We start from the raw sequence: 14718 nt of genomic DNA, 5'->3' as shown, positions 1-14718 counted from the left end.
AAACTTTCTTCCAAATAATGTTTCCGCAACAATGAAAGGCTGTCAGACCACTAACTATTATAACATTCAAACACTTGCCCTGTATTAAAGTTATATTACAATCATAAGACATGTTGTTTGTGGCTAACTTGATACTTATAATGATTATATGAATTGTAGCATTAACACCGTTTCGGGAAAATAGAAATCGATGTGAAGGTGGCCGCAATCTATTGGGAAAATTTTTAATAGAGAGGAGCAGGAGACATGCTTCCTAGCTACTTTACTGTAAAAGGACATGGAATCAACGAAATAGAGATTCAAAAGTCTCGGTTCATTGCGTATATCTCTAGGGCCGAAACAGAGGAACAAGCACAGCAGTTTATCATGGACATAAAAAAGAAGAACTGGAATGCAACCCATAACTGCTCAGCCTATCTGATCGGAGAGAATGATCAAATCCAGAAAGCGAATGATGATGGCGAACCAAGCGGCACTGCCGGCGTTCCCATTCTCGAAGTCCTTAAAAAGAAACAATTAAAAGATACGGTCGTTGTCGTAACTAGATATTTCGGCGGTATAAAACTTGGGGCAGGCGGTCTGATTCGCGCATATGGGAAAGCAACCTCCGAGGGACTTGCTGCAACGGGTATTGTTGAACGGAAGCTGATGCAGGTGATGCACACGACGATTGACTATACCCTGCTTGGAAAAGTGGAAAATGAACTTCGATCATCAGTTTATCAATTAAAAGATATCCATTATATTGATACAGTAACATTGGAAACCTATGTTGAGGAAGCAAAGAAAAGCGAGTTTACCGAATGGATGGTCGAACTAACTAATGGTCAGGCAGAAATCCATGATGGAGAGGTTATTTATATGGAGGAAGACCTCTGACAAAAATTTGAATTTACTATAGAAGAAATAAATTGTAAAATGAAGTTTAGGCGAATTAATAATTCCCAAAGTTTTTAGACACATATACCTATTTAAGGAAAAGGAGAATATCATGGTTTCTGAACGACGCTCTTCTCTTAATAGCAAGAGAAGGAAGAGAAAAAGACTTGTCCGTTGGATTTTGATGCCTATACTATTGATTTTTGTGGCTGCTGCTGGATATGGAGCATTCTTATATACAAAAGCCGAAACCGTTATGGAAAAATCGTACAAACCAATTGAACGTGAAAAGACTCGTCCAGATGTGGATCCATTCGAAGAGAATATTTCTGTTCTCTTTATCGGAGTAGATGACAGCGAGAATAGGAAGTTCGAGAAAGGCTCAAGAACAGATGCATTGATGCTTGCGACTTTCAACCAAAATGACAAGTCAATTAAACTGTTGAGCATTCCACGCGATTCCTACGTATCCATTCCTGGCCGAACAAACAAAACGAGAATCAACCATGCCCATGCTTATGGCGGAGTTGAATTGACCCTTGAAACAGTGGAAGATTTATTGGATGTACCTATTGATTATTATGTAAAAATGAACTTTAATGCATTCATTGACGTTATTGATGCATTAAACGGTATTGAAGTGAACGTTCCTTACAACCTTGTTGAACAGGATTCAAACGACCGTGCCGGAGCAATCAGGCTTACAGAAGGATTACAAACTTTAGATGGCGAAGAAGCATTGGCACTTGCAAGAACTAGGCACTATGACAACGATATTGAACGCGGCAAACGTCAGCAGGAAATTATTAAAGCGATTATTTCTAAAGCTGCATCTGCTGGATCTGTTACAAAATATGCGAATGTTATCGAGGCAGTCGGTGACAATATGACCACCGATTTAAGCTTTGATGAAATGAAGTCATTCATTGAGTTTGCTACTGCAGGAAAAAATCTTAACACTGAAACATTAACACTTGCAGGTTCTGATTTAACCCTCGGCGGAGCTTACTACTATCAACTTGATGAAGCTGCACTCCAAGAAACGAAGCTTAAGCTGCAAACCCACCTTAACCTTGCTGGTACTGATTCATCAGCGATTGAATCGACATCAATCAATACAAACGAAACTGCTTCACAAGACCCTTCTAATTAAGAAGGGTTTTTTTATTAGTTACTCCTTTCTAATCCATTTACCACTGTATTAGTATTTCAAACCTAAAAAAATAACCCTTTGCCTTGGGGCAAAGGGTTATTTCATATTTAGCGGTCTCTCGCTTGCGAATATTTCACTGTCCTGAATATTTTTAATAATGGTCTGTAGTTTTTACCGACAAGTCCAATGCTTTCAGCAATGATCTCAATAAGAAGAAGGAGAATCGCAATCAGTACAAAAGATCCCCAAAGCTTTGCTTGTGAAAAGATGACTGCTGCTAATCCGAAGAATGCAGCCATTGCATAAATCATTAGCACTGTTTGTCTATGTGTATAACCAAGGCGAAGCAAGCAGTGGTGCAAATGTGATTTATCTGGCGCAGAAAGCGGCTGTTTATTGACAATCCTGCGGATGATCGCAAAAAATGTATCAGAAATTGGTACTCCGAGTATAATAACCGGGACAATGAACGAAATGAATGTTACGTTTTTGAACCCCAGTAATGATAAGACTGCAATCATGTATCCAAGGAACAAAGCACCTGTATCACCCATGAATATTTTTGCTGGGTGGAAGTTATAAATCAAGAAGCCAAGCGTTGATGCTAAAACAATGGATGCAAGCATGACTGTATACTGGTCACCCATGATGATCGCCATACCAGAAATGGTAATCAAGGCGATAGATGAAACTCCAGCTGCTAGCCCATCCAACCCATCAATCAGGTTAATCGCATTCGTAATACCAACAATCCAGAAAATAGTGATCGGTATGCTCATGAATCCAAATTGAATTTGGGAATCGATGAATGGAATGTTGATGAATGTAACTTGCACTCCGCCCCAGACTACTACAAGGCCTGCTGCGGCAAGTTGTCCAAGCATCTTGATTTTAGCAGATAGTTCCATCATGTCATCCAGTACGCCAGTGATGATGATGATCAAGCTTCCTAAAATAATGGCTGTATTATACTCGGCCTCTGGACGAAGTATCAAAAGACCGATTACAAAGCTTATATATATGGCAAGTCCGCCTAGGCGCGGCATTACTTTTGCGTGCACTTTACGCTGATTAGGTGCATCAGTCGCACCAATTTTCAAAGCCAATTTTTTAACTAAAGGAGTTATAAGGATGGAAGCGATAAAACATACTATTAAGGTTACATAAACCATGAAGATCCTCCTCAAATGTATCTTGCCCATAGACGTAATAAAGAAAACAAGTAAATTCAATCCAACAAAGTATTCGACGATGAAACACAAAATAAGTTTCTAATTTTATAGATTAAATTTTTAATAGACTAATATCGACAAATGTATCATGAGGAATTATAACACAGGTTATATCCATTGCAAATAGAATTCCCGTTTTAGAGAAGATAAAACTTTGAGGGTAATTATCTAAAAATTCAAAAATAAAGATAGACCTAAACAGTCAATAGGTCTATCTTCTCGAATCAATATGTTTTTATCCATGGAAAATTTCTGTATATTATGGAAAGTAACTCCGAAACTACTATTTATTAAAAGCCGAGGCAGGATTTCCACGCATTAAATCTCCATCATCACGAATGAGCTTCTTTTTATTCTCCATAACCGTGAAGATCGAGCCGACCATGATTAATGCAGCAAAAACCATGTTCTTGAACGAGAAGTCTCCGCCAAGGAACAGCACATCGATCAGGATCGCCCAGGCAGCGTAGGAGATGTTTAAGCCCATTGCGCGTACAGGCCCGACAAGATTGATTGCCTGATAATAAAAGATGTAAGAAAGCGTACCAGCTAAGGCAATTAAAGCAATCAGCCAAGTAGCATTCGTGCTGAGTACTTGCCCAGTCACTGAATGACCGACGAAAATCGGAATAATCAAGAGACCAAATATGACGGCAGAAGTGAATTGCCTGATCAATAAAGCCTGAATTGGAGAAACCTGGTCATCTTTCATTCCATAAGCTACAATTACGGATTCCATTCCCCAGCCAAAAACGCAGAGCAGGATAAAAATCAAGCCAATGGAGACGGTGCTGCCGCTGATCAGGTTTCCTGAGTAACTTAGCAAGGTAATGGACAAGATACTTGTTAATAAGCCTGCCCAATTCTTCAGGGATAATTTATCCTTCAGCAAGATAAAGGCAAAGAATGCGCCGATTGCTGGGTAAATCGATGAAATCGTGGCAGTGAATGAAGCACCGATACTTTGGACAGACAGCACATAAAAGGTCATTCCGACCGGTCCGCCAAGAGTTGCTGCAAGGACGACGAAAAGGCCGCTTCTCGTTTTAAGTTTCTTGAATGTTAACCCAAGCTCCCCTTTCACCCCTAGCAGGATCATCATCCAGATGGAAGACATTAAATCATGTAGGAAGGTACTGATCAATGGGGCTGCAAGTGCGATTTCTGCAAAAGACATAAATGTCGCCGATGCCAGGATGTATCCGATTAAAATCGTATCAATAGCCCAAAAAAGACCAGACGATATACCGAGGGATGCTCCCTTGATGGTTTTACTGTTCAATTTTGGCTGCCTCCCCGAACTTTTGTTTAAATAGCTGAATGTTCTCTTTCGCACGTTTGTAACGGTTTAGTCCATACGGCCCAAAATCGTCACCGCATGCTTCCTTCAATAATGTCCAAACACTCCACAGGAAATCCTGGAATATCTTGCTTATTATAATTCGTTCTCTTTCCTGTGTGGTTGGCGTTCCGTCAAAATACTGCTTTAGAAAAAGCTCTTCCTCTTTTTCATCAAAACCGCACTCCATTGAGAAAGCAGCCAAATCCCATAGCGGGTCATTCATCCCGCTATATTCCCAATCAATTAAATAAAGGGTGTCATTCGTGCTTCTGACAAAGTTCTCTGGAACCGTGTCATTATGGCATGGTGCAGGTTGCACGTGCATTTTTTCATAATAATTTTTAAGCTCAATAACCTGGTCCTTTACTTCTTCATAATCCTCGAAATAAGTTCCGCCAGCTTTATCAGTCAGCAGTTCATAAACCGCCAGTGTTTTGAATGTATCAAATTCATTAACCATTTCAATGCCTGAAGAATGCAGCTTCTTTAAGGTCATTGCTACCTGCCTGATATTTTCAGGCCGTTTCGCAGTCTTCGGATTCAACGTCTCAGCATCTGTAATGAATCGGGCAATCTTCAATCCGGTCGTTTCATCAAAATATAGCTGTTCAGGATTGATTCCGAGTGCGGATACCAACTCTGTATTTTTCTTTTCCTCAATCCTGTTTATCATATCCTGTGTGCCTGCGCCAGAAACCCTGACAACATACTCTTCATCACCAATGGTGGCTTTGAAGTTTTTGTTGGTCATCCCTCCAAAGGGCTTTACTTCTGTGATGATATTCTCATCCATATCAAGTGCTGAAGCAATTGTTTGCCGTAGTTCGTATTCTTTAAACAGCGCTTCCTTCCTTATTAACATCGGATAAGTCTTATCAATCACAGCTTGCAGCTGAGCTGTATTATCAACCTCAGCCCAGATCATATCTGAGATTTTTAAGAAGCCTATATTTATTTTCCTTGAGATATCAAGGAGCATATATTCGTAATTCATGAAAGGATTTTTGTTAAATTCAAACTGTCGCAGCATTTCCCTGTATACATCGATTGAGACCTTCGTAACTCCAATCATCTCTCCATCTATACGGTTCATTTGATGGATGTCCTTTGAAATCTTATATAAATAGCCGTTCCTGATTTCAATATATGCTTCGTCACCAGACCCACTTTCTTTTGTAACGAGGATACAATCCCTCTCTTTTTGGTCGAGCAACTCAATGATTGCATTTTCTTCTATTAAAATATCATCCTCAATTAATATAAAATCATCATTTATAAATTCCCTTGCCGCAGCAAGAGAAGCCATCGAGCCTGTCCATAAATAATCCGCATTATGAACGAAGTGAATACCAGGGCGATTAGCAATTGAAGGATGTGCGTCAAATGCCCAGGCTTTGTAACCCGTGACTATGACAATATTTTCAATACCATTCCTTGATAGGATATCCAGCGTTCTGTTAATCAAGGTGATCTCATCAATAGGAACCAGGCAAACAGGCTCTTGAAAATCGTTTTTAGCCCCGGCAGCAAGGATCACTGCATTTTTGATGCGCTTTTTTCCGCTAGTATGAAGAGTGACCTTAGTAGACTGGAACTCTTCCAGCTCCTGTTTAAGATACTCCTTGCCAGATTCAGTGACTGTATATTGAAACTTCTTGCCGTTCTTGTTTATGTCTAATAATCCGTTAGCAAGAAGCTTATTAATCGTATAATTTACCTTCCCAGCTGAAATATTGCATTTTTCCGCTATCGCTTTTTGGCTTAAATCAGGGAATTTGGATATAGTTTCTAAAATATAGAAGTTATACAAACGAATCGTCCTCTCAATTTAATATTTATATAATCAGTCATTAATCATTCATTTTTTGAACGATTTAATCATATCAGTTCAAAATTTGAAAGTAAACTCGAAAATGGTCATTTTCTGTAAAAATATTGAATCTCTTACTCAATCATTTCAGCCGATACTAGGAATGCTCTCATCATCAGACACAGAGATACAGTCAATTTGGCACAGAAAAAGGCCAGCAAAAATTTACTGGCCTTTGAAAAACCTCACTTTAGCTGTGCAACATCGAAGTTGATAATTTGATTCCGGAATTCTTCAATGATTTTATCATTCTCTTCTTTAGAGGAAATACCATTGTATTCTGCCATGTAATCAATCATCCAGTCGTTAATATAGCGGTAATAATGGACACTGTCCATATAGTTCTTCGCAACATACGTAATGGATGATTCTGTTTGGAAATCGTAAAGCTGGACGTTGTCATACTGGCTTATTTTTTCGAATACTGCCGCTTTGAATTTTGCCCTCTCCTCAAGATACTGTGGATTTTTCCGGTAAAACGAGACATGGTTGACAATTGGATAAGGCGCATAGAACAGTTTGAATGTGATATCAGGGTTATTTTTCACGAGAGGGATCACATTCGCTTCAAACGATTTCATCATATTTTCTACATGTTCATATTTCGGCAATTGGCTGCTTTGCTCCAGTCCATCAAGCTTGGCCGCCATGCTTTCAATTGATTGCGGCGGCACCCCGCCACCGAATTTATATAATGTTTCCACATCCCTCTTCCGTTCGTCGCCTTCCTTGTTGGCTAAAATGTTATCATACAGCACTTCAAAGGAATACGAGTTGAACAGATATTTGATGTCGTTCCATTTGGAATCATCATATAAAAAGTGCGGGAAGGAATTTTTCTCAGGTTCCAAGGTCCAGTCCGGTTCTTCGGCAAAAGAATAATAATTGATTTCCCAAATAATCGTCTTTAAATCCTGGTGCCTGATAGCGAGGTCGGCGACCATCGCTTGTTCCCTTGCCGTAGATGCCGGCAAAGCACCGTTGAAGGAAACAGTTTCCATTTTTTCATCTGCATGACTTTCGACAAAGTTCCTACCCATCGAAGTGGAGGTGAACAATGTTTCGTACTCCCTATTTTTCAGCAATCCAGGCATCTGGTACCTTTCGGTTGCCAGATATTGCGGCCGATAAAGGGTTTGCTCCCGATAATAGAATAAAGGGTCTACTATATAAATGAAAACGGCTACGATTGAGGCCAACAGTATGGAACAAAGGAAAAATAGCTTAATAAAAGATTTCTCGCGCATGATTCGCACCTCGTGCAATTTAGAAGTTGAAATACAAGAATTCACTTACCCTGTTCAGGTATAGTACTGATACGACAAAGAAAAACGCTGTTGCCACTGCATGTTTAATGGATGGCTGGAACAGGTTCATCTTTTCGATTGAATTTTTTGCAAAGAAAACGACAAGCAACCCTATTGCAAGCACAATAGCCAGATCAAGGCTGAAGAAGTACGTTGCAACAGGATAAGACCGCCCAGTAAGGTTAAGGACAGATTGAGCCAATCCTTCTGGCAGGGTCAACGTATGGAAGCTGAACATCTTCTTGATCATGACATTCGCCTGGTCAATGCTGATTGCTCTGAAATACACCCATGCAACGTGGACGAACATGAAGGTGATGAACCAGGATACCACTTTTGGGAAAGAAAAACCTGTCCGGCTCCACCATCTGTACAGAATGCTTGCAAACCCATGCATCGCTCCCCAGACAATGAATGTCCAGCCTGCCCCATGCCAAAAGCCGCTTATGAAGAAAATCAAAAACAGATTGAAATAGGTCCTAGCCTGTCCCTTCCGATTTCCGCCCAGAGGGATATAGACATATTGAGTAAAGAACCTTCCCAGAGTGATATGCCATCTTTTCCAGAATTCCTGGATGTTCAAAGACTTATATGGTGAATTGAAATTGATTGGCAGCACAACATTGAAAAGTAGGCCGATTCCGATTGCCATATCACAATAAGCGCTGAAATCAAAATACAGCTGGAAGGTGTAGGACAGCGTTGTAACCCAGCTGTCATACAGTGACAGTGATGCCATATTGCTGTAACCGTCATTTGCCCATAGAGCAAAGGTGTCCGCAATGATGACTTTCTTGAACAAACCTATCCCAAATATATAAAGCCCGCGGGAGATGTTCGCATAGTTCAGCTTCCAATTTTTCTTATCGTTGAATTGGGGCATGACCTCGCTATGATGGACAATTGGCCCGGCAATCAACTGAGGGAAAAAGGTAACGAACAAAGAATAATCTAGAATGTTATAATCCTTCGTTTCCAACCGGTAGCTGTCCACAAGGAAGGCAATCTGCTGGAAAGTGAAGAAACTGATTGCAAGCGGCAGCGCAAGGTTCAGCAGGTTCTGGTCAAGGCTGAACAGCGAATTGAAATTTTCGATAAAAAAGTCAGAGTACTTATAATATCCAAGAAGCGCGATATTGATTGCAATTCCGACACTAACAACAAGCTTCCTGATGATGTGACTGATATTTTCCCGAGTCAGGATCTTGCCGAAGTAGAAGTTTACAAGAATCGATCCGATGATCAGGAAAAGATAGGATTCATTCCAATAACCATAAAAGAATAAAGAACTCAAAACGAGGAATGCTTTCCCTATGACCGGCTTGATCCGCAACAACGCAAAATAACCGATAAATACAATAGGAAGGAAAATGAAAATAAAAGTATATGAATTAAACAGCATTCGCTTATGCTTCCCTTCAGTAAAGATGATTTCAACGGATAGTATTCTATATGATTACCTATTAAATGTAAATCACATAATAGAGAATAAAAAATCTAACACAAAATTGGAAGTCATCGAATCTTGATTAATTCGACAAAAAAAGTTATCATAGATGCTGGTTTAAGTGAAAAATCCAAAAATATTTGCCTGTGTATAAAAATGCAAGATTGCAGCAGATGGCACCACTTCCTGAAGACTAAAAAACCGGCTAACTGCGGTATAGCATGGCAGAATGGGAACAGTGAACATCTTAGCGAACAATCCGCGCAGCCAGATATTTAAATAAATATAGAGGTTGGTAAATGATGAATATACTACGCAAAGACAGCTTGGTTTTGCTGCTGTCTGTCTTACTTGTTACTTTTAGCATCTTGGTTGGCAACACCTACATTGCGTTGGCTGCATCTGTCATCCTCGCCCTCTTCACTTTGATGAACAGGCAGGCGGGACTTCTGCTCCTCATTTTATTTGTATCATTGAGGCCCTTTTTAATCGAAATGAATTCCGGGCTAAAGATCACGGGTGACTTAATTATATTTGCCCTCTTGATTTGGACAGCTTATGACAATCGGAAAAACTTGAAAAACCTATTCCAATTCCAGGTGTTCGAGCTGGCGTTCTTCGCCTTCCTGGCGGTGGGTATCATTTCCGCTTTGATTACCGGTGTCGAACTGATGGCGATCATCCTGCAGGTCCGTGCTTACATCCTGTTTTACCTGGTCTACTATGTTATCAAGAGAATGGATCTTACTGAAGCATTCAAGAAAAGGGCAATCCTGCTGACATTCGTCACTGCTGTGATCCTGTCTATTCATGGTTTTGTGGAAAAGATATCCGATAAGACAGCTTTCATGCCAGAAGCATGGCAGAATTGGAGCCTCTCGAATACAAACCATATCCGTGTCTATGGTCTGCTAAAAGGACCGAACGAATTGGCTCTGTATCTGGCAATTGCATTTTTGATCTCACTTGCCTTATTCAATCATTTTAAAGGAAACAAAAGGTGGCTATTTTTAGCTGGCCTGTCCACGATTGGTGCAACATTCCTGCTGACTTATTCACGCGGAGCTTTCCTTGCACTTTTTGTGTTCGTTATTGCTTATTTCGTCTTTTTCCGTAACCTGAAGAGATTGGTGCCTATTTTGATGGTGACCTTTGTATCGGCTGGCTTGTTTTATGCAGTAACAGCCACAGCAGATTTCTATCAGGACAATGTCCTGTATGCAGTCGATAACGTCGATGGTCTTGATGAGGAGGATGACACTTCATCTAACAAAAACAAAGAGGAAACAGGCTACAACCGTTATAAGGAGGCTTTTTCTGAGGATACAATTGGCAAAAGCAGCGCGGACGGCAGGATTTATTATGTGACAAAGGCAATTGAAGTCTTCAAGGACCATCCAATTATCGGAACTGGTTTTGGAACATTCGGAGGAGCAGCGACACTTGCTTACTCATCACCAATCTATGATGAATATGAAATTGGCTTCAATTTTTACTCAGATAATCAATATATCCTGACACTTGCCGAAACAGGCATTGTCGGCGTGTTGATCCTGACTGTCTTCATTGGTTATTTATTGCTGATTACTATTAAAATTTATAAGCAGTCAGACCGCCCATTGGCGATTACCCTTGTCTTCTTCTTCGTGACAATGATGGTCGGGGGCCTGGTCTATAACATCCTTGAAAATGATACGTTCATGCTCTATTACTTCCTGGCCTTAGGATTTGCCTTCCACAGGCTTAAACAACTGAAACATTAAGACATCCAAAGGACGATAGATATTTATCGTCCTTTCGGTTTATCCAGTTGCTGTTTGGATAAATATATATAGTTTTGCACTTATCATTGATTTAATAGATTACAAATATGAAAGAAAGGATTACCTTGCTATGAAAAAAGTATTTGACCGACTTAATCTTAATAAAGCTAAAATATGGTACATCCTTTTATTGCTGCTCGCCCCGCTCGTATCATTATTGGCGATCGAATCGATCCACCGCGGATCTTTTGCGGCGGCGTTAAAATGGATTCAGGAAAGCAGTGCAGCATTTGTCATTTCCTATTTATTCTTCCTTCTGTTTATTTCAACAGTATTGTTTATTCCGAAGAAATTATTCATCCCATTCATCATCCTGCAGCTAGCCTTCTTTTCTGTCGTTGCGTTTGGCAGCTACCAGAAGTTCAAGCTTAGAGGGGATTATCTTACACCAACTGACCTCGGCCTCGTAAAGGAAGGTGCAGCCTTCGCAAACGTCCTAGACGGCTTTTTATCAGTCAAAATGGCCATGGTGGCTATTATTGTTTTGGCTTTCATTTTTGGGGCAGTCTATTATCTAATGAAAATCACAGAGCCGTTGAAGTTGAAAATTCGTCTAATGATCTCTGTGATCGCGATTGCCGGAACAGCAGCGATATTGTTGAATCCAACGGTATTTTCCATAAGAGCCTCGGCTGTCGGCAATGTTGAGGAATACCAGAAACTTGGGCTGGTTGGCGGTTTCCTGAACCTGAAGGAAGAGTCAAAAGTGGTCCATCCGACTGAATACAGCAAGCGAGAAATCAATAAGATCGTGGAATCCCTGCCTGAAACGGAAGGTGTGGACGAAGACTTCAAACCAAACGTAATTGTCGTCCTCGCGGAAGCGTTCTGGGATCCATTACTGTTGAAGAATCTATCATTTGAAGAGGATCCGATTCCTTATTACAGATCTCTGACAAAGGAACATTCGTCAGGCGAGCTTCTTACCCATATTTTTGGCGGAGGAACCATTAACACGGAACTGGAGATCATGACAGGAATGTCAACCCGCTTCCTGCCAGAGGGTAAGGAAAGTTATAACGCTCAAGTCAACCGGCCAATCGATGCCCTGCCTCACGTTTTCAGGAACCAGGGATATAACACCACGGCAGTCCACACATTCAAGAACTGGTTCTATGACCGGAACCTTACGTACAAATGGCTTGGCTATGAAAAATTCGTCAGCATGGAGTTTTTCTCCAATCCTAAGATGATTGGTCCATATATCGACGACCGAGAGTTGATGAAACAGACGGTCAAAGAACTCAAAAAAACGGAAGGTCCTGACTTTATCAATACGGTTACCGTCTCTAGCCACGGTCCATACGATGATATTCGTTACGACCCGCTTCCCAGCTGTAAGAACACACCTCAGCTAACCAAGGTGCCTCAGTACGTCCTTGACCTTTACTGCCAAGTGCTGAAGGAAACGGATGATTCAATCAGGGTCTTGATTGAAGGTGTTAAAGAACTCGATGAACCAACAATGGTCGTGATATACGGGGATCACCTCCCGATGCTTGGCTATGATTATGCGGTGTATCGGGAAGCCGACTACTTCAAGAGCATTCATGCCTACGAAGATTATTTAAAGCTTCAGACCACACCATTGCTCGTATGGGATAATTACTCTGAAGGCAAGAAAGAAGACTTGCGGATGACGCCTAACTTCCTGGGCTCCTACATCCTTTCTCACGCCAAAAGGGACAAGTCGCCGATGTTCGCGATGGCTGAAAAAGTATATGAGGAAGGGACACACGTCATTCCTAAAAAGCCATTTTATGCAGATGAGAACATCGATGAAAACAAGCTGAAAGAGTATCAGCTCCTCCAATATGACACGTTGTTTGGCGAACAGTATAGCTACAAGAAGAACCCAGTGAAGCCTCATGACGATTACTTCTTGGGCAGCGAGAAAATGAAAATTACGAAGCTGAAGATGACAGAAAAGGATAACCTTAAAGTCTCCGGCAAGCATTTTGTCTCAAACGCCAAAATCTTCATTAACGGAGAGCAGCAAACAACTATCTTCAATGATGAGAAAACATTGATTGCTTCAGTTCCAGAAAAATTTAATGGTAAAGAAATAGAAGTTGTCGTCAAGGTCCTGGACGATAAGGAAAATAGCATAGCTGAATCGAATGGAAAGAAAATGATGATGGAATAAGAAAAAGGCTGAGGAAAATCCTCAGCCTTTTGTTATGGTCATTTCTTAAACCCAGGCAATTTATTCTTCACTTTATCAAGCAGCAGGTACAGCATTTCGTCCTTGGTCAGCCACATCAGTGCACCATAGACGGCAATACATGCCAGTACGATGACGGTGAAAAGAACATAAGTACCTGAGATGAAACTCCTCAGAATATAAGAAATCGGGAAGAATGTCAGTGAGAATAGCAGGTATTTCATGTTGGTTTTGTTAAAAAGGTATAAAGGTATATCCAGCCTTTTTCGGATATAGTAATATTCCATCGCAACAAGCAATACCGTTGATGCAGCTGTCGTCCCAATGGCCACCGCAGCACTGAATAGATCTAGGTACACAAAAATAGCATTTAGCATCAAGTTGAAAATACCGCCAATGACAATGAACCTGACGAGGATATTCTCTTTCTTTTTCACATACATGACCTGGTTGGCGAGGACATTGTCAGTACCGACGAAAATCATGTAGATGGAGTAGACAGCAAGGACCGAACCAGCTCCGGCAAACTCACCGCCTCCATAAGCGATTACCCCCAGGTCAGATATTGCCAGCAGGCCTACAGCTGCAGGGAAAAGGACAGCATAATATATCCTTGCAACTCTTTGTACGAGATTCACATAGGATTCCTCATCATTGGATGAACCGAGTATATAGGAAAGCCTTGGTATTGTCACCTGTACAACGCTGAGCATCAGTGCGCTTATTATCGTTGTAATCTGCTTCGACATGACGTAGAATGATACGGCCGCATCGCTTACATAACGACCTAGCATGAAGATATCCAACTGGGAATAAAGGATATTCCCGTTCATGAAGATAACTACCAAAAATAACGGTTTAATGTGAGGCTTGAATTTCATATGTGAAAAATCAAACTTCACTTGTCTTTTTATATAAACAAAACTGATGATATTGTTCAGGCTTGTCGTCATTACTAGAAGTGATGTGAAAATCAAATAATCTGCCGAACTTTTTACGAGAGCAATCAATAGGACGACATAGATGATTTTTACGATGATCGTTTTGATTGTGATGAAATCATAGTTTTCAAATGCCTCATTCAGCCATTCAACATAAAAGATATTCATGACGAAGCTGAATGAGAAGATAAGGAGAATCGGGAACAGGTAATGGTCACCATACCCCAGGAAAGTCACTAACAAGTAAGCAGCCATCGTAACGGCGTTCGTGATCAAGCTGAATGTGAACAACGTCGTGAAAAGCTGGGCTACCTTAGTCTTATCCTTTTTGATCCTGCTGATTTCCCGGAGCCCGTATTGGTAAATCCCAAATGTCGCGAAAATGAAGAAGTAATTGAAAATGGACTCTCCATATTTCACTTTACCAATGGAGTCAGCGCCTAAAGCACGATACACATAAGGGCCGATCAGGATCGGGACGATTAAGTTAAAGAAATTTAACGCTATCTTATAAATGGCATTTTTAAAAAGAGATTTTTCCATATTTCGTTTCATATCCA

General features: G+C 40.7%; 10 protein-coding genes. 4 read left to right on the top strand and 6 right to left on the bottom strand.

The window, feature by feature from the left end; genetic code table 11:
- The first annotated feature begins 246 nt into the window (after nt 1–246).
- Both AB5I83_RS09225 and AB5I83_RS09220 read left to right on the top strand, forming a co-directional pair.
- Complete coding sequence (locus AB5I83_RS09225; protein ID WP_448974728.1) at nt 247–879, top strand: YigZ family protein; 633 nt, start codon at nt 247–249, stop codon at nt 877–879.
- 112 nt (nt 880–991) lie between these two features.
- Entirely contained in the window at nt 992–2032 is a 1041-nt protein-coding gene (locus AB5I83_RS09220) for an LCP family protein (protein ID WP_448974726.1), read from the top strand.
- A gap of 107 nt (nt 2033–2139) precedes the next feature.
- On the opposite strand, the gene AB5I83_RS09215 is transcribed toward AB5I83_RS09220, so the two are convergent.
- From AB5I83_RS09215 to AB5I83_RS09195, 5 genes are all read right to left on the bottom strand, one after another.
- Nucleotides 2140–3204: a glycosyltransferase family 4 protein gene (locus tag AB5I83_RS09215; RefSeq protein WP_448974725.1), complete on the bottom strand. Its 1065-nt coding sequence runs from the start codon at nt 3202–3204 to the stop codon at nt 2140–2142.
- A 343-nt stretch (nt 3205–3547) separates the two neighbouring features.
- On the bottom strand, nt 3548–4546 hold the full coding sequence (locus tag AB5I83_RS09210) for a DMT family transporter (RefSeq protein ID WP_448974723.1): 999 nt from the start codon (nt 4544–4546) through the stop codon (nt 3548–3550).
- Nucleotides 4536–6416, bottom strand: coding sequence for a phosphotransferase (locus AB5I83_RS09205; RefSeq protein WP_448974721.1), 1881 nt, complete (start codon nt 6414–6416; stop codon nt 4536–4538). Before AB5I83_RS09205 ends, AB5I83_RS09210 begins: the two co-directional genes overlap by 11 nt.
- 245 nt (nt 6417–6661) lie before the next feature.
- Complete coding sequence (locus AB5I83_RS09200; protein WP_448974719.1) at nt 6662–7723, bottom strand: hypothetical protein; 1062 nt, start codon at nt 7721–7723, stop codon at nt 6662–6664.
- 19 nt (nt 7724–7742) lie between these two features.
- Entirely contained in the window at nt 7743–9185 is a 1443-nt protein-coding gene (locus AB5I83_RS09195; RefSeq protein ID WP_448974717.1) for an MBOAT family O-acyltransferase, read from the bottom strand.
- Nucleotides 9186–9529: 344 nt separating this feature from the next.
- On the opposite strand from AB5I83_RS09195, the gene AB5I83_RS09190 reads away from it, so the two are divergent.
- Together AB5I83_RS09190 and AB5I83_RS09185 are read left to right on the top strand one after the other, a co-directional pair.
- A complete protein-coding gene (locus AB5I83_RS09190) occupies nt 9530–10993 on the top strand; it encodes an O-antigen ligase family protein (RefSeq protein WP_448974716.1) in 1464 nt (487 codons plus the stop codon).
- 130 nt (nt 10994–11123) lie between these two features.
- Nucleotides 11124–13199, top strand: a complete 2076-nt coding sequence (locus AB5I83_RS09185) for an LTA synthase family protein (protein ID WP_448974714.1) — start codon at nt 11124–11126, stop codon at nt 13197–13199.
- A 38-nt stretch (nt 13200–13237) separates the two neighbouring features.
- Here the strand turns inward: AB5I83_RS09185 and AB5I83_RS09180 are convergent, their stop codons facing one another.
- Nucleotides 13238–14701 (bottom strand): oligosaccharide flippase family protein, encoded by a 1464-nt coding sequence (locus AB5I83_RS09180; protein ID WP_448975268.1) that lies wholly within the window; start codon nt 14699–14701, stop codon nt 13238–13240.
- Between the last annotated feature and the right edge of the window lie 17 nt (nt 14702–14718).

It is taken from the genome of Mesobacillus sp. LC4, from assembly GCF_053543455.1.
Note: the sequence above shows the minus strand (reverse complement) of the source record. Positions and strands in the feature narration are given on the sequence as shown.

Coding starts and splice junctions, on each gene's coding strand:
- AB5I83_RS09225 (WP_448974728.1), top strand. CDS start 247: ATGCTTCCTAGCTACTTTACTGTAAAAGGACATGGAATCAACGAAATA.
- AB5I83_RS09185 (WP_448974714.1), top strand. CDS start 11,124: ATGAAAAAAGTATTTGACCGACTTAATCTTAATAAAGCTAAAATATGG.
- AB5I83_RS09180 (WP_448975268.1), bottom strand. CDS start 14,701: ATGGAAAAATCTCTTTTTAAAAATGCCATTTATAAGATAGCGTTAAAT.
- AB5I83_RS09220 (WP_448974726.1), top strand. CDS start 992: ATGGTTTCTGAACGACGCTCTTCTCTTAATAGCAAGAGAAGGAAGAGA.
- AB5I83_RS09200 (WP_448974719.1), bottom strand. CDS start 7,723: ATGCGCGAGAAATCTTTTATTAAGCTATTTTTCCTTTGTTCCATACTG.
- AB5I83_RS09190 (WP_448974716.1), top strand. CDS start 9,530: ATGATGAATATACTACGCAAAGACAGCTTGGTTTTGCTGCTGTCTGTC.
- AB5I83_RS09215 (WP_448974725.1), bottom strand. CDS start 3,204: ATGGTTTATGTAACCTTAATAGTATGTTTTATCGCTTCCATCCTTATA.
- AB5I83_RS09195 (WP_448974717.1), bottom strand. CDS start 9,185: ATGCTGTTTAATTCATATACTTTTATTTTCATTTTCCTTCCTATTGTA.